This is a genomic window from Psychrobacillus glaciei (genome assembly GCF_008973485.1).
GTDB lineage: Bacteria > Bacillota > Bacilli > Bacillales_A > Planococcaceae > Psychrobacillus > Psychrobacillus glaciei.
On the sequence record NZ_CP031223.1, the window covers coordinates 1317461 to 1343580 of the forward strand.

At 37.3% G+C, this 26120-nt stretch carries 23 protein-coding genes and 1 other annotated feature; all 23 genes read left to right on the forward strand.

Features of this window, described 5'->3' with window-relative positions; translation table 11 throughout:
- Positions 1 to 27 precede the first annotated feature (27 nt).
- Positions 28 to 720 carry a YggS family pyridoxal phosphate-dependent enzyme gene (locus tag PB01_RS05860; protein ID WP_151699333.1) on the forward strand — a complete coding sequence of 231 codons (693 nt, stop codon included), beginning with the start codon at positions 28 to 30 and terminating at the stop codon, positions 718 to 720.
- The gene (locus PB01_RS05865; RefSeq protein WP_151699334.1) at positions 717 to 1196 is read left to right on the forward strand and encodes a cell division protein SepF; all 480 of its coding nucleotides are present in this window, start codon (positions 717 to 719) and stop codon (positions 1194 to 1196) included. Before PB01_RS05860 ends, PB01_RS05865 begins: the two co-directional genes overlap by 4 nt.
- A 19-nt stretch (positions 1197 to 1215) precedes the next feature.
- Positions 1216 to 1476 (forward strand): YggT family protein, encoded by a 261-nt coding sequence (locus PB01_RS05870; RefSeq protein ID WP_151699335.1) that lies wholly within the window; start codon positions 1216 to 1218, stop codon positions 1474 to 1476.
- A gap of 48 nt (positions 1477 to 1524) precedes the next feature.
- The gene (locus PB01_RS05875) at positions 1525 to 2316 is read left to right on the forward strand and encodes a YlmH family RNA-binding protein (RefSeq protein WP_151699336.1); all 792 of its coding nucleotides are present in this window, start codon (positions 1525 to 1527) and stop codon (positions 2314 to 2316) included.
- Between the two features lie 93 nt (positions 2317 to 2409).
- Positions 2410 to 2919, forward strand: a complete 510-nt coding sequence (locus tag PB01_RS05880) for a DivIVA domain-containing protein (protein WP_151699337.1) — start codon at positions 2410 to 2412, stop codon at positions 2917 to 2919.
- 52 nt (positions 2920 to 2971) lie between these two features.
- Positions 2972 to 3205 (forward strand) — a binding site (T-box leader).
- A gap of 79 nt (positions 3206 to 3284) precedes the next feature.
- Positions 3285 to 6047, forward strand: coding sequence for an isoleucine--tRNA ligase (ileS, locus tag PB01_RS05885; protein ID WP_151699338.1), 2763 nt, complete (start codon positions 3285 to 3287; stop codon positions 6045 to 6047).
- 258 nt (positions 6048 to 6305) lie between these two features.
- Complete coding sequence (lspA, locus tag PB01_RS05890; RefSeq protein ID WP_151699339.1) at positions 6306 to 6782, forward strand: signal peptidase II; 477 nt, start codon at positions 6306 to 6308, stop codon at positions 6780 to 6782.
- Entirely contained in the window at positions 6782 to 7708 is a 927-nt protein-coding gene (locus PB01_RS05895; RefSeq protein ID WP_151699340.1) for an RluA family pseudouridine synthase, read from the forward strand. The genes lspA and PB01_RS05895 overlap by 1 nt, the downstream gene beginning before the upstream one ends.
- Before the next feature lie 200 nt (positions 7709 to 7908).
- Positions 7909 to 8448, forward strand: a complete 540-nt coding sequence (pyrR, locus tag PB01_RS05900) for a bifunctional pyr operon transcriptional regulator/uracil phosphoribosyltransferase PyrR (RefSeq protein WP_151699341.1) — start codon at positions 7909 to 7911, stop codon at positions 8446 to 8448.
- 30 nt (positions 8449 to 8478) lie between these two features.
- Complete coding sequence (locus PB01_RS05905; RefSeq protein WP_151699342.1) at positions 8479 to 9780, forward strand: solute carrier family 23 protein; 1302 nt, start codon at positions 8479 to 8481, stop codon at positions 9778 to 9780.
- 149 nt (positions 9781 to 9929) lie between these two features.
- Positions 9930 to 10808, forward strand: coding sequence for an aspartate carbamoyltransferase catalytic subunit (locus PB01_RS05910; RefSeq protein ID WP_151699343.1), 879 nt, complete (start codon positions 9930 to 9932; stop codon positions 10806 to 10808).
- A 1-nt stretch (position 10809) separates the two neighbouring features.
- Entirely contained in the window at positions 10810 to 12090 is a 1281-nt protein-coding gene (locus PB01_RS05915; protein ID WP_151699344.1) for a dihydroorotase, read from the forward strand.
- A complete protein-coding gene (locus PB01_RS05920) occupies positions 12087 to 13187 on the forward strand; it encodes a carbamoyl phosphate synthase small subunit (protein ID WP_151699345.1) in 1101 nt (366 codons plus the stop codon). The genes PB01_RS05915 and PB01_RS05920 overlap by 4 nt, the downstream gene beginning before the upstream one ends.
- Positions 13180 to 16377, forward strand: coding sequence for a carbamoyl-phosphate synthase large subunit (gene carB / locus PB01_RS05925; protein ID WP_151699346.1), 3198 nt, complete (start codon positions 13180 to 13182; stop codon positions 16375 to 16377). The genes PB01_RS05920 and carB overlap by 8 nt, the downstream gene beginning before the upstream one ends.
- A complete protein-coding gene (locus tag PB01_RS05930) occupies positions 16374 to 17150 on the forward strand; it encodes a dihydroorotate dehydrogenase electron transfer subunit (protein WP_151699347.1) in 777 nt (258 codons plus the stop codon). Before carB ends, PB01_RS05930 begins: the two co-directional genes overlap by 4 nt.
- Positions 17147 to 18061 carry a dihydroorotate dehydrogenase gene (locus PB01_RS05935; RefSeq protein WP_151699348.1) on the forward strand — a complete coding sequence of 305 codons (915 nt, stop codon included), beginning with the start codon at positions 17147 to 17149 and terminating at the stop codon, positions 18059 to 18061. The genes PB01_RS05930 and PB01_RS05935 overlap by 4 nt, the downstream gene beginning before the upstream one ends.
- Positions 18058 to 18768 (forward strand): orotidine-5'-phosphate decarboxylase, encoded by a 711-nt coding sequence (gene pyrF, locus PB01_RS05940; RefSeq protein WP_151699349.1) that lies wholly within the window; start codon positions 18058 to 18060, stop codon positions 18766 to 18768. Before PB01_RS05935 ends, pyrF begins: the two co-directional genes overlap by 4 nt.
- A complete protein-coding gene (pyrE, locus tag PB01_RS05945; RefSeq protein ID WP_151699350.1) occupies positions 18765 to 19397 on the forward strand; it encodes an orotate phosphoribosyltransferase in 633 nt (210 codons plus the stop codon). Before pyrF ends, pyrE begins: the two co-directional genes overlap by 4 nt.
- 309 nt (positions 19398 to 19706) lie before the next feature.
- Positions 19707 to 21407 carry a methyl-accepting chemotaxis protein gene (locus PB01_RS05950; RefSeq protein WP_151699351.1) on the forward strand — a complete coding sequence of 567 codons (1701 nt, stop codon included), beginning with the start codon at positions 19707 to 19709 and terminating at the stop codon, positions 21405 to 21407.
- Positions 21408 to 22361: 954 nt separating this feature from the next.
- The gene (locus tag PB01_RS05955) at positions 22362 to 23168 is read left to right on the forward strand and encodes a DODA-type extradiol aromatic ring-opening family dioxygenase (RefSeq protein WP_151699352.1); all 807 of its coding nucleotides are present in this window, start codon (positions 22362 to 22364) and stop codon (positions 23166 to 23168) included.
- Between the two features lie 193 nt (positions 23169 to 23361).
- The gene (locus PB01_RS05960) at positions 23362 to 24267 is read left to right on the forward strand and encodes an efflux RND transporter periplasmic adaptor subunit (RefSeq protein ID WP_151699353.1); all 906 of its coding nucleotides are present in this window, start codon (positions 23362 to 23364) and stop codon (positions 24265 to 24267) included.
- Complete coding sequence (locus tag PB01_RS05965; RefSeq protein ID WP_151699354.1) at positions 24260 to 24943, forward strand: ABC transporter ATP-binding protein; 684 nt, start codon at positions 24260 to 24262, stop codon at positions 24941 to 24943. The genes PB01_RS05960 and PB01_RS05965 overlap by 8 nt, the downstream gene beginning before the upstream one ends.
- Complete coding sequence (locus PB01_RS05970; protein WP_151699355.1) at positions 24943 to 26115, forward strand: ABC transporter permease; 1173 nt, start codon at positions 24943 to 24945, stop codon at positions 26113 to 26115. The genes PB01_RS05965 and PB01_RS05970 overlap by 1 nt, the downstream gene beginning before the upstream one ends.
- Positions 26116 to 26120 lie beyond the last annotated feature (5 nt).

Below are 26120 nucleotides of genomic sequence, written 5' to 3' on the forward strand. Positions count from 1 at the left end.
AACAATTGATGAAAAGTTGGTTTTTATATGACAAACGTTCAACAAAATTTAGAATCGATAAAAGATAAAGTGAATGCTGCTAGTTTACGTGGCAATCGTAATTCTTCAGATGTTACGATTATTGCCGTTACGAAGGAAGTTTCTGTGGAAAGAACGGAAGAGGTAGTTCAAGCTGGAGTGAGACATCTAGGTGAAAATCGACCTGAGGGTTTAAAAATGAAATTAGATGCCATTAATGATTCCATCAAATGGCATTATATAGGGACGCTACAAACGAGAAAAGTAAAATCAGTAATTAATGATGTAGATTTTTTGCACTCTTTAGATCGATTAAGTTTAGCGGAGGAGATAGAAAAAAGAGCTACTTCGGTAAAGGACTGTTTTGTACAAGTAAATGTAGCCGAAGAGCAATCAAAACATGGATTATCGTTGGAAGATGCGGAATCTTTTATGAAAGAATTAGAAAAATATTCGCGTATACGAGTAATTGGCTTAATGACAATGGCTCCAAATACGGAAGATGAGACTGTCATACGTACTGTCTTTCGTAATTTAAAACAATTACAGGAAAAAATTTCGAAACAACAACTACCACATGCACCTTGTACGGAATTATCAATGGGGATGTCGGGTGACTATGAGATTGCAATAGAAGAGGGCGCAACCTTTGTACGAATAGGAACAGCTTTAGTCGGTAAAGAGAGGGAGGAAGTTAAATGAGCATGAAAGACTGGATGAAAAATTTCTTCTACTTGGAAGAGGATGAAGAAACTTCAACAGATCAGCAGCCAAAACCTCAACAGCCAAAACCGGTGGAACATCAAATGCGACAGCAATCGGTGAGACCCTCAACAAAAGAACGAAAATTTAATACAGTAACGAATGAAACAGCTGCATCTAATCTAGTTAGTATTCAAAATGTGCAAAAGTCTTCCAAAGTAATTCTAATCGAGCCGCGCGTTTATGCAGAAGCCCAAGATATTTCCGAACATTTGAAGAGTAAAAAAGCTGTTATTGTAAATTTACAACGCATTGATAAAGAACAAGGAATAAGAATCATCGACTTTTTAAGTGGAACAGTGTACGCTTTAGGTGGAGACATTCAACGAATAGGAACGGATATTTTCCTGTGTGCACCAGATTCAGTAGAAGTGGCTGGAGCAATATCGGATTATTATTACAACGACCTAGATTGATAGAGGAGTTAATACTATTATGACCACAGTTTTAATCTTGTTAATTTATGCAGTTAAATACTATACCTATGCATTAATCGTTTATATTTTTATGTCATGGGTCCCAAGTATACAGCAATCTAGCTTTGGACAATTTTTAGGAAAAATTTGCGAACCATATTTAGAACCATTCAGAAAGATTATTCCTCCAATCGGAATGATCGATATATCACCTATTGTTGCGATTTTTGTATTGAATATTGCGATAAGAGGAATAATATCTTTAGTATCCTTTTTTTAAACCTCACTTCAGTGGGGTTTTTTACTATATTCGAGAGGGAATATTGACATGGAAAATGTAATGCAACATTTTAGAAAAGAAGAGCAGCCATTCATAGAACAAATTGTTAATATGCTGCGAGAAGTTGAGAATCGATATGCGCCTAAGTTAACAGACTTTTTAGATCCTAGACAACAATTCATTGTAGACACTTTGCGAAGACAGTATGAGGATATTGAAGTAGTAGCAAATGGAGGATTGGACGAAGTAGAAAGAAAAAGAATGCTTCTATATCCTTCTTATTATGTGCCATCAGATGCGGATTTTACGCTGACTGTCGTGGAAGTTCAATATCCTAAAAAGTTTGTTACATTACAACATAAAGATGTATTAGGTTCGATGATGTCCTTAGGAATTGATCGAAGTAAGTTTGGTGACATACGAGTGGAAGATGGAGCTATTCAATTTGTCGTTGCAACAGAAGTGTTAGACTATGTACGCGCAAACTACACGGCAATTGGAAAAGTTAAAGTTCATATTGAACTAGTAGGAGATAGACTAAATTATTTTTTGCAACGAGAGGAATGGACATCTGAATCTTTAACGGTGAGTTCATTAAGATTAGATACTATTATTTCAGCGGTTTTTAATATTTCTCGACAGAAATCATCTACGCTCATTCAAAGCGGAAAAGTAAAGGTTAACTGGACAGAGAAAGATCAACTGTCTATGGAACTGCAAGAATTAGATCTAATTTCCATTCGGGGTCTTGGTAGAGTCAAAGTTTTAATGATTGAAGGCAGAACAAAAAAAGACAAAATTAGACTACAAATAGGTCGCTTAGAACAAAAAATTAAATAATCAAATAAATATAGCTGATTTTTGATGAATTCGCTCTAACCTAAATGTATAATAGAGAATAAGAATGCTAGAAAAGTAAAGGAGATGGAATATATGCCATTAACACCACTTGATATACATAACAAGGAATTTAGCAAAGGATTTAGAGGATATAATGAAGATGAAGTAAATGAATTTTTAGATCAAATTATGAAAGATCTTGAAATTATAACAAAAGAGAAAAAAGAACTGGAAATAAAACTGAAATCATCAAGCGAAAGAGTTGGGCATTTCACATCGATTGAAGAGACTTTACATAAATCTATCGTTGTCGCACAAGAAGCAGCAGAGGAAGTTCGTCGAAACTCTCAAAAAGAAGCAAAACTAATAGTAAAAGAAGCAGAAAAAAATGCAGACCGTATTGTGAATGAAGCACTTACAAAAGCAAGAAGAATCGCACTTGAAATTGAAGATCTAAAAAAACAATCAAAAGTTTTTCGGAATCGTTTCAAAATGCTCGTAGAAGCCCAATTAGATTTGATCAATACGGATGACTGGAATCATTTAATGGAATATGATGTGGATACTACGGATATAGATAGAATTTCTATAACGGAGGACTAATACATTTCTTGACTGATTCGCTTACTTTTCCTATAATTATTTCATATCATATAAATATGCGTTGAAAAAGACGTCTAAATAAGATTTCGAACAAGCGACTTGGGGATGGTGCGAGCTCAAGCAATGGGACTTTTTTAGATTATCACTTTTGAGCAAAGACACTGAACTTAAAAAAATGAGGCTAAGTGTCTTCGGATTATGTCCCGTTATGGCATACTAAGCGGCGATTTTTTTTAGAAAATCGCAAGTAGGGTGGTACCGCGAGTAAAAACTTCTCGTCCCTTTTTGGGATGAGGAGTTTTTTTGTTTTGTCCAATAGGGGAATAAACCCCTAATTTTTAAAATAGATTAAGGAGGAATTATGAATGGAGTACAAAGACACATTATTAATGCCGAAAACAGATTTCCCAATGCGTGGAAATTTACCAGTGAAAGAAGTAGATATTCAAGCGAAATGGGCTGAAATGGATATTTATAAAAAAGTACAAGAAAGAACAGCGGGTCGTCCTTTCTTCGTATTACATGATGGCCCTCCATATGCAAATGGTGATTTGCATATGGGGCATGCACTAAATAAAGTTTTAAAAGATATGATTGTAAGATATAAATCAATGAGTGGTTTCAATGCCCCTTATGTTCCGGGCTGGGATACACATGGTCTGCCAATTGAACAAGCACTTACAAATAAAGGTGTAAAACGCAAAGAGATGACTTTAGCAGAGTTCAGAAAGCTTTGTGAAGAATATGCGTATGAACAAATTAATAACCAACGCTCTCAATTTAAACGTATAGGTGTTCGTGGAGACTGGGATAATCCATATGTAACGCTAACGCCAGCTTTTGAATCTCGTCAAATTGAGGTTTTCGGTGCAATGGCGAAAAAAGGATATATCTATAAAGGTCTAAAACCAGTTTATTGGTCACCTTCAAGTGAATCTGCACTAGCAGAAGCGGAAATTGAGTACCAAGATAAAAAGTCACCATCTATTTATGTTAGCTTTGCTGTAACAGATGGAAAAGGTATTCTTGATGAGGGGACAAAAATTATTATTTGGACGACAACTCCTTGGACAATTCCAGCAAACTTGGCTATTTCGTTGCATCCAGCTGTAGAGTATGCTGTTGTTCAAGCAAAAGGTTCAAAATTTGTAGTGGCAAAAGATTTAGTGGAATCTGTCGCTACTGAGCTAGGTTGGGAAGAATATTCGGTAGAACGTACAGTAGTTGGGAAAGATATGGATAGACTTGTTACCAAACATCCTTTATATGACCGAGATTCACTTGTGATTCTTGGGGAGCATGTAACTACTGAATCAGGTACTGGTTGTGTACATACAGCTCCTGGACATGGGGAAGATGACTTCTATGTGGGGAAAGCTTATGGATTAGATGTACTATGTCCAGTAGATGACCGTGGTGTGATGACTGCAGAAGCACCTGGATTCGAAGGGTTATTCTATGACACAGCAAACAAAGCAATTACAGAAGCACTAGAAGAAGTAGGGGCCCTTGAAAAACTTACTTTCTTTACACATTCATATCCACATGATTGGCGCACAAAAAAACCAGTCATTTATCGTGCAACTGCACAATGGTTCGCATCAATCGAATCATTTAGAGATGAATTATTGCAAGCAATCCGTGATACATCATTTACACCGGCTTGGGGTGAAACTCGACTTTATAACATGATCCGTGATCGTGGGGATTGGTGTATTTCTCGCCAACGTGTATGGGGTGTACCAATTCCGGTATTTTACGCGGAAGATGGAGAACCAATTCTTACAGAAGAAACAATCGCACATGTAGCAAAATTATTCCGTGAACATGGTTCTAATATTTGGTTCCAAAAAGAAGCAAAAGAATTGCTACCAGAAGGATTTACACATCCAAGCAGTCCAAATGGTATCTTCATGAAAGAAACAGATATTATGGACGTTTGGTTTGACTCTGGATCAAGTCATCAAGGTGTGTTAGAAGAACGTGATGATTTGGTATTCCCAGCAGATTTGTATTTAGAAGGGTCTGACCAATATCGTGGTTGGTTTAACTCATCATTAATCACTAGTACGGCAATGTTTGGTCATGCACCATACAAAGGATTATTAAGCCATGGATTTACGCTAGATGGAAATGGACGTAAAATGAGTAAATCTCTTGGAAACGTTATCGTACCTGCCAAAGTGATCAATCAACTTGGAGCAGATATCGTTCGATTATGGGTTGCATCTGTAGATTATACTGCAGACGTTCGTGTATCCGATGCTATATTTAAACAAGTATCTGAAGTGTATCGTAAAATCCGTAATACATTCCGTTTCTTGCATGGTAATGTTAGTGATTTCCATCCAGAGAATAACCGTGTGGAATTTAAGGATCTCCGTGAAGTAGATCAATTTATGTATATGAAATTACAAGAAGTGATTAAAACAGTGGAAGCGGCATATGAGCGTTATGATTTTGCAAGTGTTTACCATATTGTAAATAACTTTGTATCAGGTGAGCTAAGTTCATTCTATTTAGATATCGCCAAAGACGTTGTATATATTTATGGTCAAGATGACCATGAACGTCGCGCAATGCAAACCGTAATGTATGATACACTTCTTGCTTTATTAAAATTAATGACGCCGATTTTACCTCATACAACAGATGAATTATGGGCTTATTTAGAAAATAAGACAGAAGAAAGTATTCAACTTACAGATATGCCAAAAGCTATTGAAGATCCAGCGTTTGAAGCGTTAGCAGCTAAATGGGATAAAATCATGGAATTACGTGATGATGTGTTAAAAGCATTAGAAGAAGCTCGAAATGCTAAAACTATCGGTAAATCATTAGAAGCAAAAGTAACATTGTATGTAAAAGATGAATTGAAAGTAATGTTTGACACAGATGCAATTGACTTTGCTCAACTATTCATCGTATCGCAATTTGCACTTGGTGGTGCACAACAAGACGCACCAGAAAATAGTTTAGTGCTTGAAAATGCTTCTGTTTTAGTTGAAAAAGCAGACGGAGAAAAATGTGAACGTTGCTGGACAATTACTGAAACAGTTGGTTCAAATGAAAAACACCCAACATTATGTACTCGTTGTGCGGAAGTTGTAGAAAAACATTATATTTAATGTAATGAATGTGGTCCTAAATTAGTAGGACCACGCTTTTTATTTTGGATGAATTTTGTCCTGCACTTTTACTTAGGGTTACTTTGTATGGTAAACTAGTTTAGATTCTGTTAACTTTTTTTAGTTGGAGTTCAAACCCCAGTTAATAAAGTTAAAGCTTACGGCGGATGTCACAGATTTTTAGAGGAACTTATCGAGTAAGCTCGATAAAATCTGGACTAAATATGCAAAGGCGAATTTGATATTGGGGGAAATAATGTGTGGAAATTTTATGGACTTGCCGCATTTGTTATTGCGCTTGATCAGTGGACAAAATGGCTGATTGTAAAAAATATGGTTTTTGGCGAACGAATCACTATTTTAGATCCTTACTTTGAATTACTTTCTCATCGAAATCGTGGTGCCGCATGGGGAATGTTGCAAGGCCAAATGGGGTTATTTACAATCATCACGATTGTCGTCATTATTGCCATTATTTATTATTTTCATAAAGAAGCAAAAGGAAAGCCAATGTTTCAGGTTGGTTTAATGATGCTATTAGGTGGAGCAATTGGGAATTTTATCGATCGTATTTGGAGAAACGAAGTTGTGGATTTTGTGCATGTGTTAATACCAATTATAAATTACGATTTTCCTATTTTTAATATTGCAGATGCTTCCTTGACAATAGGTGTTGTGATTATCATATTATTCATAATTAAAGAAGAACGAGATGGAAAGAAAAAGGTGAAGTAATGGAAGAGTTAACATTTATAATAGAAAAAGAACAGACAAAAGAACGAATTGATAAAGCAATTGCATCTTTTGATACGGATTGGTCACGTACTCAAATCCAAAACTTTATAAAAGACGGGCATGTACTCGTAAATAAAGAAGCAGCCAAATCAAATTATAAAGTGAAGGAAGGGGATGTTATAGCTGTAGCTCCCCCTGAAGCAATTGAACTGGATATTGTATCAGAAAACTTAAACTTAGAAGTTGTTTATGAAGATGAAGATGTACTAGTTGTTTATAAACCTCGTGGAATGGTTGTTCATCCTGCACCAGGACATATTAGTGGGACGCTTGTAAATGGTCTAATGCACCAAATAAAAGATTTATCTGGCATTAATGGTGTTATGCGTCCAGGAATTGTTCACCGGATTGATAAAGATACGACTGGATTATTAATGGTTGCCAAAAATGATGTAGCACATGTTTCATTAGTAGACCAATTGGTGAAGAAAACAGTTACTCGAAAATATATTGCGCTTGTGCATGGTCGAATTCCTCATGACAAAGGAACAATTGATGCTCCTATAGGTAGAGACAAAAAAGAACGCCAAAGTATGGCGGTAGTGGACAATGGCAAACATGCTGTGACTCATTTTCGCGTATTAGAACGTTTGGATAAATTCACGTTGGTTGAATGTCAATTGGAAACAGGAAGAACACATCAAATTCGTGTGCATATGAAATATATTGGTTATCCATTAGCTGGCGATCCAAAATATGGTCCAAAGAAAACCATCGATTTTAATGGACAAGTTTTGCATGCAGGATTATTAGGATTTATTCAACCAAAAACGGGTGAATATCTAGAGTTCTCTTATCCAATTCCAGATGATTACACAAATTTATTGCAAGATTTAAGAAAACAATCATTGATTAAAGAGGATTAATCCTTTATACTACTTTTAGAAAACAAAATAGCTTCACCTTTAATAACAGTCCAGAGAGGCTGAGAAGGTACATGTGAATGTGACGAACACTATTGGTCTGCGGACTTTTAAGTGTAGTTACCTTAATTAATGACGCATATACAACCTCTTGGGCATCTCAGCTCAAGAGGTTTTTTATTTTACAAAATAGGGGGATAACAATGGCGGAGAAAGCAAGTATTTTAGATGAACAAGCAATGAATAGAGCGCTAACACGAATTGCACATGAAATTATCGAACGTAATAAAGGGATTGAGGAATGCATTTTAGTTGGTATCAAAACAAGAGGTGCTTTTTTAGCAGAGAGGCTAGCTAATAAGATTGAGACGATCGAGGGTAAAGCAATTAAAACAGGTGAGCTGGATATTACATTATATAGAGATGATCTTTCATTGAAAAATGATTCAAATGAGCCGCTCGTTCAGCAAGTAGATATTACACATGATGTAACGAATAAAAAAGTAATTTTAGTAGATGATGTACTTTATACGGGAAGAACAGTTCGCGCAGCAATGGATGCTGTCATGGATTTAGGAAGACCTGCCCAAATTCAACTTGCGGTATTAATAGATAGGGGTCACCGAGAGCTACCGATAAGAGCGGATTACGTAGGTAAAAATATACCGACGTCAAGCAATGAACGAATTGTAGTGAAAGTTATCGAAACAGATGAACTGGACGCAGTAACAATTTTTGAATAAGAAATCTTTTGGAAAAGGTAGGAACAATCCATGTCAACTGCAGTTTTAGATGTTAATGAAAAGCCATCAGGAGGACAACTGATCACATTTAGTTTTCAACATATGTTCGCCATGTTTGGTTCGACAATTTTAGTACCACAGCTAGTTGGATTAAGTCCTGCAATTGCATTACTTACAAGCGGGATAGCGACCATATTCTTCTTAATGATTACTAAGTTTCAAGTACCAGCATATCTAGGATCATCCTTTGCTTTTATTGCCCCAATCCTCATTGCTACGAATGATAAGACCGAACCTGGTAACGCAATGATTGGTGCAATGTTCGTCGGATTAGTATATGGGATAGTATCACTTATTATTTGGAAGAGTGGTTATAAATGGATTCTAAAGCTATTACCACCGATCGTTGTTGGACCAGTTATCATGGTTATTGGTTTAGGTATTGCAGGAGTAGCGGTTGATATGGCCATGAACATTCCGGTAGATGGTACCGATTTAAAAGTGTATAGTTTCCTGCACTTCTCAGCGGCATTAGTAACATTGTTTACAGCAATTTTCTGCACCATTTATTTTAAAAACATATTAAGCACAATGCCGATTTTAATCGGGTTAATCGTTGGTTACATATATTCTGCTGCTATCGGAATCATAGATTACTCTGCAGTACATGATGCAAAGTGGTTTTCTTTACCACCATTCTTAATTCCAGGTGTAGATTATCATTTCGTCGTTACATCAAAATTGTTATTAGTCATGGTACCGATCGTTATTGTAACAATCTCAGAGCATATTGGACACCAATTAGTTCTTGGGAAAGTAGTAAATCGTGACTACATTAAAGAGCCTGGTTTACATCGTTCTTTACTAGGAGATGGTTTTGGAACATTTATCAGTTCTTTAATCGGTGGTCCTCCAAAAACAACATATGGTGAAAATATTGGGGTACTAGCAATCACTCGCGTTTACAGTGTGTATGTAATTTGTGGTGCTGCCGTTGTTGCAATTGCCATTTCATTTTTAGGGAAAGTAATGGCCGTCATCTCTACAATCCCTACAGCAGTTCTTGGTGGGGTATCCATTCTACTGTTTGGAATCATCGCATCAAGTGGTCTTCGTATGTTAGTTGAAAATAATATTGACTTTGGAAATAATCGTAACTTAGTTATTGCTTCGGTTATTTTAGTAATCGGAATTGGTGGAGCTAAGTTTGTTGTGTCGGAATCATTGAGTATCGAAGGTATGGCTTTAGCTGCAATCATCGGAGTTATACTAAACTTAGTACTACCAGGTAGAAAAAATGAACAAATAGCAGGTATGGATAAAACTGAATAAATGACCTTTTAAGAAGTTGAACAGAGAGTCAACAAAAGGTTCGGGTAGATAAAGTGGGGGCTTTCTAATAGTCGCCTCTACTTATCTATGCAAAATCGAACCTTCTTGAGATCTTTTCGAGAAGGTTCTTTTGATAGAGGAGGATACAGATGAAAAACTTATTATCAATGAAAGATTTAACTGTAGAAGAAATAATGTCGATTTTAAAGCAAGCGCAATTATTCCGTGAAGGTGCTAGTTCTCAATTAAAGCAAGATTATACGATGGCTAATTTGTTTTTTGAACCGAGCACACGAACGAAAATGAGTTTTGAAATGGCAGAGAGAAAGTTACATTTAAATGTCCTCCCCTTTGATGCAGGTTTTTCTAGTACGTTAAAAGGTGAAACACTATATGATACGGTCAAAACATTGGAATCTATTGGTGTAGATGCGCTGGTGATCAGACATGAACAAAATGATTTTTTTAATGATTTAATAGGTAAAGTAAAACCAGTAATTATCAATGGTGGAGATGGAACAGGAAATCATCCTACTCAAAGTTTGCTCGATTTATTGACAATACAACAGGAATTTGGAACTTTTAAAAATAAAGTTATTAGCATCGTAGGGGATATTGCACATAGCCGAGTAGCTCGTTCAAACGCAGATGCATTTTCTAGACTTGGTGCGAAAGTTAATTTCGTGTGTCCGCCAAATTGTAACGCGGAATTTGAAGCAACTTATAATATTGATGAAGTAATTGAGTCTAGTGATGTCATGATGATGCTAAGAGTGCAACATGAAAGGCATGATGGTAAATCTAATTTCTCTAAAGCTGAATATCATCAACAGTATGGTTTAACAGTAGAGAGAGAAAAAAGAATGAAAGAAAACGCCATTATTATGCATCCTGCTCCGATGAACCGGGACGTGGAAATTGCAAGTGAAATTGTAGAATGCGAGCGTTCTAGAATATTTAAACAAATGGAAAATGGTGTGTTTGTTCGTATGGCAGTCATTGAAATGATTTTGAAAGGGAGAGAATAACATGACAAAAATTATTCAAAACGTTCAAGTTATGAACAATGAGGGAGATTTAGAATTTACATCCGTTCTAATTGAAAACGGGAAAATTGCTAAAATCGGAGCAAAAGAAACGGAAGATCATGCACAAGTAATTGATGGTAATGGAATGCTTCTTTCGCCAGGGTTTATCGATGTGCATGTCCATTTACGCGAACCAGGAGGCGAACATAAAGAAACGATTGAAACAGGAACGAAAGCTGCTGCAAAAGGTGGCTATACGACTATTTGTGCCATGCCAAATACTAGACCAGTCCCTGATACAGCTGAAAACTTCTCTCATGTATTAGATTTAGTTGAAAAACATGCACTTATTCGAGTTTTACCATACGCATCGATTACTATTCGACAAGCTGGGAAAGAAAGAACAGATATCGAAGCTCTGAAAAAACTTGGCGCATTTGCTCTAACAGATGATGGTGTAGGAGTTCAGGCTGCAGGAACGATGTTGGAAGCGATGGAAGAAGCAGCAAAACTACATATCCCTGTTGTCGCACACTGTGAAGATAATACACTTATTTACGGTGGTGTAATGCATAAAGGAAAACGAAACGAAGAACTTGGATTAAAAGGAATCCCTTCTGTTTCAGAATCAGTACATATTGCGCGAGATATTTTACTCGCAGAAGCTGCAGGAGTCCATTACCATGTATGTCATGTCAGTTCAAAAGAATCAGTAAGAGTGATAAGAGATGCTAAAAAAGCAGGTATACATGTTACAGCTGAAGTAAGTCCCCATCACTTGTTACTTTGTGAAGATGATATTCCAAGTAATGATGCAAATTGGAAAATGAATCCTCCGCTTCGAGGAAAAGAGGATATGCTCGCATTGCGTGAAGGACTGCTAGATGGAACTTTAGATTTCATTGCAACAGATCATGCACCACATACAGAAGAAGAAAAAGCAAATGGCTTTGAAAAGGCACCATTTGGAATTGTCGGTTTAGAAACTGCATTTACACTTTTATATACACATTTCGTGAAAAGTGGAGAGTGGACTTTAAAACAACTGCTAGAATATTTAACGACTAAACCATCTGAAGTTTTCGGATTTGAATTCGGAAAATTAGAAGTTGGAGCGTCAGCGGATTTAGTATTAATTGACCTAGAAAAAGAACAAGCAATCGATAAAGAAGCATTTCTTTCAAAAGGAAAAAATACACCATTTAACGGTTGGGTATGCACAGGTTGGCCACAAGTTACCATTTATAACGGAGAAATCATATGGCAGGAGGAAAACGCATGAAAACGAGATACTTAATTTTAGAAGATGGTACAGCATTTAAAGGTAACGCTTTTGGTAGTGAAGAAGGAACAATTGGAGAGGTTATCTTTACTACAGGAATGACTGGATATCAAGAATCGATTTCGGATCCTTCTAACTGCGGGCAAATTCTAACTTTCACATATCCAATGGTTGGCAACTATGGTGTGAATCCTGATGATTTTGAAGCGATTCAAATTGGTCTATCTGGAGTTGTAGTAAGAGAGCTAGCTGAGCAACCATCAAATTTTAGAAGTACAGGTACACTAAGCGAATTTTTAGAGGCAAAAAATGTTCCTGGAATTGAAGGAATTGATACAAGAAAGCTAACACGTATAATTCGTAAGCATGGTTCTTTAAAAGGGCAGCTAACAAAAGCTGGAGAAGAAGTGAATGTGGAGGAAGTAGTGGAAGCATTGAAAGCTACAGAAATTGCTAAAAACCAAGTAGAACAAGTTTCCATCACTCGTTCATATCCAAGTCCAGGACGCGGGAAAAAAGTTGTACTCGTAGACTTTGGTATGAAGCATGGTATTTTAAGAGAATTAAACAAACGTGATTGCGACATCATTGTCGTACCCTACAATACATCTGCAAAAGATATTTTGGGCATGTATCCTGATGGTGTAATGCTTTCAAACGGACCTGGGGATCCAACCGATATTCCAGAAGTAGTTGAAATGGTTAAAGAGATTATCGGCCAAGTTCCGATTTTCGGTGTATGTCTTGGACATCAGCTTATTTCTCTTGCAAGTGGCGCAACATCTTTCAAATTGAAATTTGGACATCGTGGAGGAAACCATCCTGTTAAAGATTTAACTACTGGAAGAACCGAGCTAACTTCACAAAATCATGGTTATGCAATCGTTGCAGATTCAATCGCTAATACAGATTTAGAAATTACACATGTTGCTTTAAATGACGGTACTGTAGAAGGGGTACGACATACAAAATTTCCAGTGTTCTGCGTGCAGTTCCATCCAGAAGGTTCTTCAGGACCTGAGGATTCTACCCACTTATTTGACCAATTTATCGAATTAATGATACTAGAAAGCAAAAAGGAGAATTCACATGCCTAAACGTAAAGATATAGAAACGATATTAGTAATTGGTTCAGGTCCAATTATCATAGGTCAAGCAGCTGAATTTGACTATGCTGGAACACAAGCATGTATTTCATTGAGAGAAGAAGGATATCGTGTCATTCTAGTGAATTCGAATCCAGCAACCATTATGACGGATACAGAAATCGCGGATAAAGTATATATCGAACCAATCACATTGCCATTTGTGAGTAAAATCATTCGTAAAGAACGTCCGGATGCCATTCTACCAACACTTGGTGGACAAACGGGATTAAATATGGCAATTGCGCTTGATGAATCAGGTATTTTAGATGAATTAGGAATAGAAATTTTAGGAACAAAGCTAGAAGCAATTCATAAAGCAGAAGACCGTGATTTATTTCGTACATTAATGAATGAATTAGGTGAACCTGTACCTGAAAGTGATATTATTCACAACTTGGATGAAGCAAAAGCATTTGTTGAAAGAATTGGATACCCGGTAATTGTGCGTCCTGCTTTTACACTAGGTGGAACTGGCGGCGGAATTTGTAATAACGATACAGACCTAGCGGAAATCGTGACAAGTGGGTTAAAATATAGCCCAGTAACACAGTGTTTACTTGAAAAATCGATTGCTGGATATAAGGAAATAGAATATGAAGTAATGCGCGACTCGGCGGATAATGCGATCGTTGTATGTAATATGGAAAATGTGGATGCAGTAGGTATTCACACAGGGGATTCCATCGTAGTTGCTCCAACGCAGACCTTATCGGACCGTGAAAATCAAATGCTTCGTAATGTATCATTAAAAATTATTCGTGCACTAAAAATTGAAGGTGGATGTAATGTACAACTTGCACTTGATCCAAATAGCTTCAATTACTTTATTATCGAAGTGAATCCACGTGTAAGCCGTTCTTCCGCGCTTGCATCCAAAGCAACTGGTTATCCAATTGCAAAACTTGCTGCGAAAATAGCAGTAGGTCTAACATTAGATGAAATGATGAACCCAGTAACAGAAAAAACATATGCATGCTTTGAACCAGCATTAGATTATATCGTTGCTAAAATTCCAAGATGGCCATTTGATAAATTTGAATCTGCCAAACGTAATCTAGGCACTCAAATGAAAGCAACTGGTGAAGTAATGTCTTTAGGACGTACATTCGAAGAAGCAATTCTTAAATCAGTTCGCTCTCTTGAGACTGGACATTTCCATATCGAAATGAAAAACAGTGATTCGATTACAGATGAGTGGATAGAAAAACGTATCCGTCGTGCAGGTGACGAGCGTTTATTCTTCATCGGCGAAGCACTTCGTCGCGGAGTATCAGTAGAGCAAATCAACGAATGGAGTCAAATCGATGTGTTTTTCTTAAATAAACTTCAAAACATCGTGAAATACGAAGAAGTAATTCAAGCAAATCCATTTGATCAAGAGGTGCTATACAAAGCAAAACGTATGGGATTTGCAGATAAAACTATCGCGAAATATTGGCAAGTAAAAGAAATTGACGTGTATAACTTTAAAAAAGAGCATGGCATTGTACCTGTGTATAAAATGGTTGATACTTGCGCAGGAGAGTTTGAATCAGAAACTCCATACTTTTACGGAACATATGAAGAAGAAAATGAATCCATTCGTACAGACAAAGAAAGTGTTATCGTATTAGGCTCTGGTCCAATCCGCATCGGGCAAGGGGTAGAATTTGACTATGCAACAGTGCACTCGGTTTGGGCGATTAAAGAAGCAGGTTATGAGGCAATCATAATAAACAACAACCCTGAAACGGTTTCGACAGATTTTTCTATCTCAGATAAATTGTACTTTGAGCCATTAACTGTAGAAGACGTTATGCATATCGTGGATTTGGAGCAGCCAAAAGGGGTAGTAGTCCAGTTTGGTGGACAAACGGCTATTAATCTAGCGGAAGCGTTAGAAGAAAGAGGCGTAAAAATTCTAGGTACATCACTAGAAGATATTGACCGTGCAGAAAACCGTAATAAGTTTGAAGCTGCACTACACGAAATAGGTATTCCTCAACCACTTGGAAAAACAGCAGTTTCAGTAGATAAAGCAGTAGTAATAGCGAAAGAAATCGGATATCCAGTACTAGTAAGACCATCTTATGTACTTGGTGGCCGTGCGATGCAAATTGTCTATAACGAAGGTGAAATTAAATACTATATGGAGCATGCAGTAGAAGCAAGCCCAGAAAAACCAGTGTTAATCGATCGTTACTTAACTGGAACAGAAGTGGAAGTAGATGCCATTTGTGATGGTGAGAATGTATTAATTCCTGGAATTATGGAACATATTGAACGCGCAGGAGTTCACTCCGGTGACTCTATCGCTGTATATCCACCGCAAAAACTATCGCAGCAACATATCGACACATTAGTGGACTACACAACTCGTCTTGCAAAAGGATTAAAAATTGTTGGTTTGATGAATATCCAATATGTCATATCAAAGGATGAAGTATACGTAATTGAAGTAAACCCGCGTTCAAGTCGTACAGTACCATTCTTGAGTAAAATTACGTCGATTCCAATGGCTAATATTGCAACCAAAGCCATTTTAGGACAATCGATTGTAGAGCAAGGATACAAACCAGGACTTGCTCCAAATAGTCCAGGAGTATATGTGAAAGTTCCAGTTTTCAGCTTTGCAAAACTACGCCGAGTAGACATAACGCTTGGACCAGAGATGAAATCTACTGGAGAAGTAATGGGGAAAGACATTACGCTAGAAAAGGCATTATATAAAGGGTTAGTAGCTGCTGGAATGGAAATAAAAGATCACGGATCAGTGCTAATGACTATAGCAGATAAAGATAAGGAAGAAGCTACTGAGATTGCAAAGCGATTCAATAATATTGGCTTTCGCATCATTGCTACGCAAGGAACGGCAGAAGCAATCCAAACAGCTGGTATCCCGGTAGATATTGTAGACAAAATTGGATCTAAAGGAACTACCTTGTTAGATGTCATTCAAAAAGGAAATGCACAGTTTGTGATTAACACATTAACAAAAGGTATGCAGCCAGAACGTGATGGTTTCCGTATTCGTAGAGAATCTGTGGAAAATGGCATTCCATGTTTAACTTCTCTAGATACTGCTGAGGCAATGCTGCGAGTGATTGAATCCATGACATTCTCTACAGAGACGATGAAACATCAGGAGGTTCGTGCATGATTAGACAAGGACAAATGCAAGTCGTAAAACAGAAAAAAATTGCGACGAACATTTTTGAACTAACATTAATAGGACAACATGTACTGGACATGAGACAACCCGGACAATTTGTCCATATACGTGTGTCTGATCAAATGGAACCTTTACTAAGAAGACCAATCAGTATTTCTTCTATTAACAAAGAAACGCTTGAATTTACAATGATTTACCGTGCAGATGGAAGGGGAACAACACTTCTCTCTGAAAAAAAACAAGGGGACCAAGTCGATGTACTTGGACCTCTTGGTAACGGTTTTCCTATTGATAAAGTGGAAGCTGGTCAGAAAGCGCTTCTTGTTGGAGGAGGAATTGGAGTACCGCCTCTATATGAGCTTTCAAAAAGACTAGTGGAAAAAGGAGTCCAGCCAATTCACGTACTCGGCTTTCAATCAAAAGATGTTGTCTTTTATGAAAAGCAATTTAATGAGCTTGGTAAAACGTATATCGTAACAGCAGATGGCAGTTATGGTCATGCAGGTTTTGTTACAAATGTGTTAGAAACGTTAGAAGAGGATTTCGCTGTATATTACAGCTGTGGTCCAACTCCAATGCTTGCAGCACTTGAAAAAATGTATCCTGAAAAAGAAGGATATTTATCTTTTGAACAACGAATGGGTTGTGGAATTGGTGCCTGCTTTGCATGTGTTTGTGAAACAACAGAAAAAACAGAAGCTGATTATGTGAAAGTTTGTTCTGATGGTCCAGTGTTCCAGTCAGGAGTGGTTCAAGTATGAATAGATTAGCGGTCGAATTACCGGGCCTTTCATTGAAAAATCCAATTATGCCTGCTTCCGGTTGCTTTGGGTTTGGGAAAGAATATGCACAACTATATGATTTGTCTAAGCTTGGAGCGATTATGATCAAGGCAACAACGATTGAAACAAGACTTGGAAATCCAACGCCACGAGTAGCTGAAACGCCTGCAGGAATGTTAAACGCAATCGGATTACAAAATCCAGGATTAACTAAAGTAATGCAAAATGAGCTTCCATGGTTAGAACAATATGATGTGCCAATTATTGCAAATGTTGCTGGTACATTAACAGAAGATTATGTTGCAGTGGCGAAAAGCATTTCGGAAGCTCCGAATGTACATGCACTAGAGCTAAATATCTCATGTCCAAATGTAAAGCAAGGTGGAATTACATTTGGGACAGATCCAATAGTAGCAGAACAACTAACTAAAGCAGTTAAAGCAGTATCTTCGGTTCCCGTATACGTAAAGCTCTCTCCTAATGTGACAAATGTCAATGAAATAGCTAAAGCAGTAGAAGCAGGCGGAGCGGATGGTATTACGATGATCAATACATTACTTGGTATGCGATTAGATACTAAAACAGGACGACCTGTTATTGCAAATATAACAGGAGGATTATCAGGTCCAGCTATTAAACCAGTGGCACTACGTATGGTGTACGACGTAGCGAAACAAGTATCGATTCCAATCATCGGAATGGGAGGGATTTCTTCCATCGATGATGTCATTGACTTTTTATCAGCAGGCGCAAGTGCAGTAGCAGTGGGAACAGCAAACTTTGTTGATCCATTTATATGTCCAAATTTAATTGATCAGCTTCCAGAAAAATTAGATGAACTTGGCATTAATACAATATCAGATTTAGTTGGAAGGAGCCATCGATTATGAAAAACAGTCCAATTATCGCATTAGATTTTGCTTCTACAAATGATGCTTATAACTTTCTATTACTTTTCGAACAATCACTATTTGTAAAAGTTGGGATGGAGCTTTATTTACAAGAAGGGCCATCCATCGTTTATAAACTGAAAGAAATGGGACATGATGTATTTCTGGATTTGAAACTGCATGACATTCCAAATACAGTAGGTAAAGCGATGAAAGGGTTGGCTCGACTTGGGGCTGACCTAGTCAATGTGCATGCTGCAGGTGGAGAAGTTATGATGATTGCTGCACGCGAAGGACTTGAAGCAGGAACAACTGCTGGCAATAAAAGACCTTCTATTATTGCGGTCACTCAACTAACTTCGACTTCAGAAAAACAAATGCAAGAGGAGCAACTAATCAAAACATCAATTGATGAATCAGTTGTTCACTATGCAAAACTATCCAAAACTGCTGGATTAGACGGAGTAGTTTGTTCTGTACTTGAGGCAAAAGCAATCGCGGAAGCTTGTGGAAAAGACTTTTTACGAGTAACACCTGGCATTCGTTTAGCAGAAGGAGATTCACATGATCAAATTCGTGTAGCAACTCCTGCAAATGCAAGATTACTAGGTTCATCACATATTGTTGTTGGAAGAGCGATCACAAAAGCAGAAAATCCTGTTCAAGCATACAAGAACATATTAAAGATGTGGGAGGAAAACGCATGACTTTAGAAAATACAATCGCAAAAGCATTGCTTCAAGTAGGGGCAGTCGAATTGAAACCAAATGATCTTTTCACATGGGCTTCCGGTATTAAATCACCAATCTACTGTGATAATCGAATTACAATGTCATCCCCTGTAGTTCGTAAACATATAGCACAAGGATTAGCCGAAGCAATCGAGAAGAACTTCCCAGGAACAGAAGCTGTGGCAGGCACAGCAACAGCAGGAATTCCACACGCTGCATGGGTAAGTGATGTACTAGAACTTCCGATGTTGTATGTTCGTTCCAAAGCCAAAGAGCATGGTCGAGGCAATCAAATCGAAGGCAAAGTTGTTGCAGGGCAAAAAGTAGTGGTTATTGAAGATTTAATCTCAACTGGTGGAAGTAGCTTAGTAGCAGTAGAAGCCCTTCAAAAAGAAGGGCTTGAGGTACTTGGAGTAGTAAGTATTTTTACATACGGACTTCCAAAAGCAGAAAAAGCATTTAATGAAGCGGGCATTTCATTTGTGAGCTTAACGAATTATGATGCTTTAACGACTGCAGCAAAAGAGGTAGGTGCAATTACAGAAGCAGACATACCCATGCTTTCTAAGTGGCATAATGATTTAAAAGAAGGACTGTTGAAATAAAAGAAAAGATATCACCGATTGAAATAAACAGAAAAGACACTTTCCAATCACTTGGGAAGTGCCTTTTTTGATGTTAGAATTTTTCTATCTACAATTTTAACACAACTAAATATTTTAATATTTAGTTGAAATTTAACAAAAATAAGATAAAAAATTACCAGATATTATAATTCTATAATTTGATTTTCAACTAATTGGCAAATAAATAAGTAAAAATTCTGAAATTTAAACACGTAAATACCATCGAAAAATGTTATATTAATATAATGGATAAAAATATAAAAAAATTTATGAAGGAGATAAGAAAAAATGAGATTTACGATAAGAAAAAAGTTGTTAGTAAGTTTTATACTAGTTATTGCTTTACTTATAACTACGAGTACCATTGCCATAGTAAAGATGGAAGGCATGGGTAAAAAAACAGAAGAAATAGATCAAAATAGAATGCCTAGTATTGTTTTGCTTGGAGGATTAAATGGAGATTTTTCAGATCTGCAGCGATTACTTTTAAAATATACACTCGAGACAAATAAAAGCGAAATGGACAGACTTCAGTCAAGAATTAATGAAACAGAAGTATCGATTAATAAAAGAATTGAAAAGTATGAACCCTTAATTTTAAGTGAGGATGGAAGACTAATATTTAATAGTTTTGAAGAAAATTATAAGGCATATGTAGAAAAGTTGCCGACTATTATGGAAGCTGCTAGCAAAAACAACTTTTCTAAAGCAAACATTCTTCAACTCGAAGCACATCCTTTATGGCAGGAAGCTGATGCTTCCATTGACAAGCTAATTGAAAGAAATGAAAAAGCAGCATCTGCTGCATCAGCACAATCAGTAAAGTTATTTAAAACGGGTGTATTCTTTGTTTTAGTTTTATCTATCGTAGCAACTATTGTTGGAATAGTTGTAGCTTTAGTAATTTCTCGAATGATTTCAAATCCATTAATAAAAATGGGGAGATCGGCCGAACAAATCGCAGCAGGAGACTTATCTGCAAATGATATTGACATTAAAAATAGAGATGAGCTTGGTGATTTAGCTAAATCGTTTAATACGATGTCAAGAAATCTACGTACTTTAATACAAGAAGTAGGCTCAACTGCTGAACAAGTAGCTTCATCAGCTGAGGAATTGACAGCAAGTGCTGAACAAACGAGTACTGCAACGCAACAAGTAGCAAATAATATGCAGGAAGTAGCAAAAGGCGTCGAGAAACAGGTTCAAAGTGTGGAGGAAAGTTCACAAACTATTAATAAAATGTCTCTTGGTGCACAACAAATTGCAAGTAATGCTCAAGATGTATCTGATACTGCAATCGAAGCGTCCCAAAAAGCCTCTGAAGGTAGAATGGTAATAAATGCTGCTATTCAACAGATGAACTCTATCAATGAAACAGTTAATGGATTAGGAAGAGTGATAAAAGGATTGGGCGAACATTCAAATGAAATAGGTAAAATTATTGGTGTAATTACCGGAATTGCCGACCAAACAAATTTGTTAGCCTTAAATGCAGCTATAGAAGCAGCAAGAGCTGGGGAACATGGACGTGGATTCTCAGTAGTTGCCGATGAAGTTCGTAAATTGGCGGAACAATCAGGTGAATCGGCACAACAAATTTTTCAGTTGATATCAACAATTCAAGAAGAAACAAATAAAGCAGTCCAATCAATGGAAAATGCTACAAATGAAGTGGATGAAGGAATTGAGGTTGTAAACTCAGCTGGAGAGTCATTTGAACAAATTCAAGGTTCTGTAGATGAAGTGAATAAGCGAATAAAAGAGGTTTCATCTGCTGTGCAGCAAATGTCTGCTGGTGCAGATCAAATGGTTGGTTCTATGAAATTAATTTCGGAGGTTGCTGAGAATTCTGCATCAGGTACTCAAGAAGTTTCGGCAGCTACAGAAGAACAAATGGCATCCATGGAGGAAATTTCCTTTGCAGCGGAATCACTATCTAAAATGGCGGAAGAATTACAGACGCTAATAAGTAAATTTAAAGTATAAATGTAAAACAAAGAGATAGAAAATGGGAACTCATCATAATAAGAGAACTGAAAAAGGCATTCACTTTTGAACAGGTGAATGTCTTTTTTGTTGGTGAATACTGATATTCTGACACGTCTTTTGATTAACTATTTTCTTACATTCCAGCGGAAAAGGTCCATTGAATCCATTTGCATTTACACCTTTTCGGTTTACTTTGGACACTTTAGAAATAGTGCAACTTAGTAAGACTAAGATTTCCGCTCTAGGCGAACGCTTTCCGCGGGGGACACTTCACGCTTATGATGGATCATCTTTCTCCGAGGTACGAAGGCTAAGAGCACCACATCGTGTGGCAACGCCATCGTGATCAACATCCTGTTGGCCACCGTCTGGAATAGCTGCCTGACGCTCCAATCCAAGGAAGTTTGCTAGCTAATCAGTGCGAGTATCCTACAAAATTAAGACATATGCTCAACATTAAAATAGTGCACCATTAATAGACACATCTCATGCCAAGTAAAGGCTTTGCTTAGAGATGTTTGTTGAGCTCGGAATAGGTTTTGTCGCTCTCAAAGGGTAGCATGTCGCGTTCATAACCCGTTATGTCTCATTTAGTCGCTTATTGAATTTTTTTTAGAAAATGAAGATACTTATTGCCGGAGCGCGTCGGGCTGCATGAGCCGAAGGATGAGATCCACTCGGGCGCAACACGAGTTGGCTCATGCAAGGTGCGGCAAGTGCAGAGGCATACTGCGCACTATTTCTAAAATATAATTTGTTGATTAACTTTAGTTACATATGTTATTAGGAATAATTAGCTAATTAACAAACTTGAAATTCAGACATTTTCTAAGATGCCAAGTGCGTATCATTTTTTAAAGTATTTTTAAGTAATTAAAGGAATACACGATCAATTTAGCGAAGGAAAGGTATTATAGTTCAAATATTGATCAATATGAGGAGAGTGTACAATTGAATCCATTTGTTTTTGCATGTATCTCACCACATGGTGGAGAAATAATACCTGAATTAAAAGGAAAGAATCCTAACAGAATGGCAGTAACACGCAACAGTTTAATAAGGATTGGCGAAAATATGGAAAAGGCGATGCCGGATGTACTAATTGTACTTACCCCACATGGCACTCGAATTAACGGTCAATTTTCCATTTCAGCCTCTGAAAGGATGGTAGGAACAGTTGAAGAGAATGATTCCTCATATACGATGGAAAGGGTTGTTGACAAAGAGTTTGCAAGGAGGATTGCAGACGAAGCTATTTTAGCAGGAATTCCTACTGGTACTATAAATTACGGAACTTCATCGGGCCCAATATCTTGTTTACCTCTTGACTGGGGAGCGATTGTACCCCTTCGATTTATGCCTGATGTACCGATTATAGTGATTACACCTTCAAGAGATATTTCCTATGAAACGCATTTGGAGTTTGGTAAAGCACTGGGAAGAGCTGTACATGCATCACAAAAACGGGTAGGTCTAATCGCAAGCTGTGACTGGTCACATGCACATGATGAAGCGGGACCATATGGGTATGACCCGGCAGCAAAAATGTTAGATGAAGAAGTAGTAATAATGATCAAACAAAACCAACTTGAAAAGATGGCTGAGTTTGACGATGACTTTGTAGAAGCGGCAAAACCGGACGGTATTTGGCAAACCCTTATGTTGGCAGGAGCAATTCCACAAGAAGGACGTAGGATAGAATTTTTGTCATATGAGGCTCCAACATACTTTGGATTGTTATGCGCCATAATTATTTAACAATTTTTTGAAGATAAAAAACTTCCATGGCTAGTAAATTTCAAGTAAAGGTACATAAAAGCGAGAACTCTTAATCATTTAAGAGAATCTCGTTTTTTTTAGTGCTTTTTATGCAAATAATTGAAAAAGTTCATGTTGAGTTCATAATGTCATTCTATCTTTAACTTATGACAGAAATTTGGAGGGATTTAATATGAGTACAAAACAAAAAAAGAAGGGCAAAAAGAAATTTGTAATTTGGTCTATTCTTGGGTTAGTTATTCTTGGCGTATTGTGTGCAAGATTACTAATGTCGAGGGGATTAAGTGGGTTTGATGAGGAAACCGTAAAATCTGGTGATATTACAACATACTACAGCTTTTCTGGTGTAGTCGAATCAAAAAATAGGCAGAATGTGATGAGTGAGAAGGTCATGCAGATTGATCAAATAAAGGTGAAGGAAGGAGACAAAGTCAAAAAAGACGATGTATTGCTGAAAACGACACAAGGTGATGAGGTAAAAGCATCTATCGATGGGGAAGTCTCCAAAATCTATATAGAGGAAAACGCACAAGTCATGTCAGGCATGAAGCTAATGGACATTGTGGATTATACTAATTTGCAAACTAGTGTCAAGGTTGACGAATACGATCTAAAATATATTGCACTCGACAAAGATGTTCAGGTTACAATAAGCGCACTTGATAAAGAAGTGAAAGGATCCATTTCTGCTGTATCCAAGGAAGCAATCAACGACCATGGTGTTTCTTACTTTACAGCAACAATTGATCTTACTCAAGACGATTCAATTCGTGTTGGCATGAGTGCCGAGGCAAAAATTTTAAATCAAAGTGTAACAGATGCCACTACTATTACAATGAAAGCCATTCAGTTTGACGAAAACAACAAGCCATATGTTCTCATTTCAGGAGAAAAAAACATTCCGGTAAAAAAATATATACAAGCTGGTGTTAATGATGGGACGACCATTGAACTCAAAAGTGGATTAGTTGTCGGGGATGTTATTTTAATTCCCAAAACTACTTCTTCTACAAGAGGTTTCGGACCTGGAGGTAGCATGGGTCAAGGAGGATCGCCAGGAGGGAGAAACAATGAATAACCTTGTTCTGAACATGAAAAACATAACAAAAACTTACACTTTAGGTTCGGAAGAGCAAACGGTTTTAAATAATATTAATTTAACGGTCAATAAAGGGGACTTTATATCCCTACTCGGTCCATCAGGCTCAGGAAAATCAACGCTTATGAATATTATTGGCTGTCTAGATGTGGCCACAAGCGGAAAGTATATGTTATCCAATCAAGAAGTGGATTTTCTTACTGAAATTGAACTTGCCCAAATTCGCAATAAGCAAATAGGATTTGTCTTTCAACAGTTCCAACTTCTACCTAGGCTAAGTGCGCTAGAAAATGTAGAACTGCCTCTTATCTATTCTAAAGTTCCCGCAAAGGAGCGAAAAAAGCGCGCGGAGGAAATGTTGATTAGGGTAGGTCTTGAAGGGCAAATGAAAAATCGTCCTAATCAGTTATCTGGAGGTCAGCAACAAAGAGTTGCGGTTGCAAGAGCTATGGTTACAGAGCCAACTATTTTACTGGCGGATGAGCCAACAGGAGCGTTGGATCAAAAAACAGGATTTCAAATTATGAAGCTTTTTCAAGAGCTTCATAATGAAGGGAAAACAATCATTATGATTACCCACGACTTGGAAATAGCTAAGAATGCCAGTAGGATTGTTCAAATATTAGACGGTGTTCTTCAAGAGGAGGGAGCGTAATGTTTAAGGAAAATATTAAGATGTCCTGGATGAACGTCATTCAAAACAAAATGCGTTCATTTCTAACGATATTAGGTATTGTAATCGGTGTTGCTTCGATAATTGCCTTAATTACTATCGTGCAGGGAGCAACAAGTGAAGTTACTAATCAGGTTTCGGCATTCGGTGTTGATAAAATAACTGTTCAAGCAAAGGGAACCCCTTTGAAACAAGGTTTAATGGATAATGATATTAATAAGCTTGCGGAGATTGAACATGTTTCGGGTGTGTCGCCGACTTTATCAGGTCAAACATCTGTTGTCTATTCTGGAAAAGCAAAAGAGAATGTTTCAGTTCAAGGTAAAAATGACGTGTATTTTTCCAAGACGGCAAATCTTCTGGAAGCCGGGAGAGGGATAAATACGTTTGATATTGAGAGTAAAAACAAGGTAGCCTTGATTGGTGCAAATATAGCCGATGAGTTATTCTGGGGAGTGAATCCTGTAGGAAAAGAATTGCTGATTGGGGGAGTGACCTACAATGTGATAGGGACTTTGCAAGAGTCTAGCGGCTTTTCAAATGGGTCTAATAATGATGCGGTAATCATTCCTTATACAACTGCTATGAGCTTTCTTGGTACCAGATACATTTCGAGTGTGGATGTTTATATGGATGACTCGAATTATTCTGAAAGTATAACGAGCGATATGGAAAGAGTTTTAAACCAAGCATTTAATTATAAAGAGGATGGCTTTTCCATTATTAATATGCAGGATATGCTCTCATCCATCAATCAAATTACAAGTATGTTAACAGTCATGCTTGCTGGAATAGCATCTATTTCTCTGGTTGTTGGTGGAATAGGTATTATGAACATGATGCTCGTATCTGTAACAGAAAGAACAACTGAAATCGGACTAAGAAAAGCGCTTGGTGCTGAGCCAAAAAAAATACAGCAGCAATTTTTACTAGAGTCTATATTTTTGTCCCTAATTGGAGGAATCCTCGGTTTTTTAGTTGGATCCTTCATTGCTTTCGTCGTATGCATGGTGATTGGTGTCAGTTTCTCGTTATCCATTTCAACAGTCCTATTAGCAGTCGGTTTTTCTGCAGGCATAGGCATTATTTTCGGATTTGCCCCAGCTCGGAAAGCTTCCAGACTTAACCCGATTGATGCGCTTAGAAGCGTCTAAAAACC

Excerpts from the sequence above, each read along its gene's own strand:
- PB01_RS05860 (WP_151699333.1), top strand. The coding sequence starts at position 28 with ATGACAAACGTTCAACAAAATTTAGAATCGATAAAAGATAAAGTGAAT.
- PB01_RS05865 (WP_151699334.1), top strand. The coding sequence starts at position 717 with ATGAGCATGAAAGACTGGATGAAAAATTTCTTCTACTTGGAAGAGGAT.
- PB01_RS05870 (WP_151699335.1), top strand. The coding sequence starts at position 1,216 with ATGACCACAGTTTTAATCTTGTTAATTTATGCAGTTAAATACTATACC.
- PB01_RS05875 (WP_151699336.1), top strand. The coding sequence starts at position 1,525 with ATGGAAAATGTAATGCAACATTTTAGAAAAGAAGAGCAGCCATTCATA.
- PB01_RS05880 (WP_151699337.1), top strand. The coding sequence starts at position 2,410 with ATGCCATTAACACCACTTGATATACATAACAAGGAATTTAGCAAAGGA.
- ileS (WP_151699338.1), top strand. The coding sequence starts at position 3,285 with ATGGAGTACAAAGACACATTATTAATGCCGAAAACAGATTTCCCAATG.
- PB01_RS05895 (WP_151699340.1), top strand. The coding sequence starts at position 6,782 with ATGGAAGAGTTAACATTTATAATAGAAAAAGAACAGACAAAAGAACGA.
- pyrR (WP_151699341.1), top strand. The coding sequence starts at position 7,909 with ATGGCGGAGAAAGCAAGTATTTTAGATGAACAAGCAATGAATAGAGCG.
- PB01_RS05905 (WP_151699342.1), top strand. The coding sequence starts at position 8,479 with ATGTCAACTGCAGTTTTAGATGTTAATGAAAAGCCATCAGGAGGACAA.
- PB01_RS05910 (WP_151699343.1), top strand. The coding sequence starts at position 9,930 with ATGAAAAACTTATTATCAATGAAAGATTTAACTGTAGAAGAAATAATG.
- PB01_RS05915 (WP_151699344.1), top strand. The coding sequence starts at position 10,810 with ATGACAAAAATTATTCAAAACGTTCAAGTTATGAACAATGAGGGAGAT.
- PB01_RS05920 (WP_151699345.1), top strand. The coding sequence starts at position 12,087 with ATGAAAACGAGATACTTAATTTTAGAAGATGGTACAGCATTTAAAGGT.
- carB (WP_151699346.1), top strand. The coding sequence starts at position 13,180 with ATGCCTAAACGTAAAGATATAGAAACGATATTAGTAATTGGTTCAGGT.
- PB01_RS05930 (WP_151699347.1), top strand. The coding sequence starts at position 16,374 with ATGATTAGACAAGGACAAATGCAAGTCGTAAAACAGAAAAAAATTGCG.
- PB01_RS05935 (WP_151699348.1), top strand. The coding sequence starts at position 17,147 with ATGAATAGATTAGCGGTCGAATTACCGGGCCTTTCATTGAAAAATCCA.
- pyrF (WP_151699349.1), top strand. The coding sequence starts at position 18,058 with ATGAAAAACAGTCCAATTATCGCATTAGATTTTGCTTCTACAAATGAT.
- pyrE (WP_151699350.1), top strand. The coding sequence starts at position 18,765 with ATGACTTTAGAAAATACAATCGCAAAAGCATTGCTTCAAGTAGGGGCA.
- PB01_RS05950 (WP_151699351.1), top strand. The coding sequence starts at position 19,707 with ATGAGATTTACGATAAGAAAAAAGTTGTTAGTAAGTTTTATACTAGTT.
- PB01_RS05960 (WP_151699353.1), top strand. The coding sequence starts at position 23,362 with ATGAGTACAAAACAAAAAAAGAAGGGCAAAAAGAAATTTGTAATTTGG.
- PB01_RS05965 (WP_151699354.1), top strand. The coding sequence starts at position 24,260 with ATGAATAACCTTGTTCTGAACATGAAAAACATAACAAAAACTTACACT.
- PB01_RS05970 (WP_151699355.1), top strand. The coding sequence starts at position 24,943 with ATGTTTAAGGAAAATATTAAGATGTCCTGGATGAACGTCATTCAAAAC.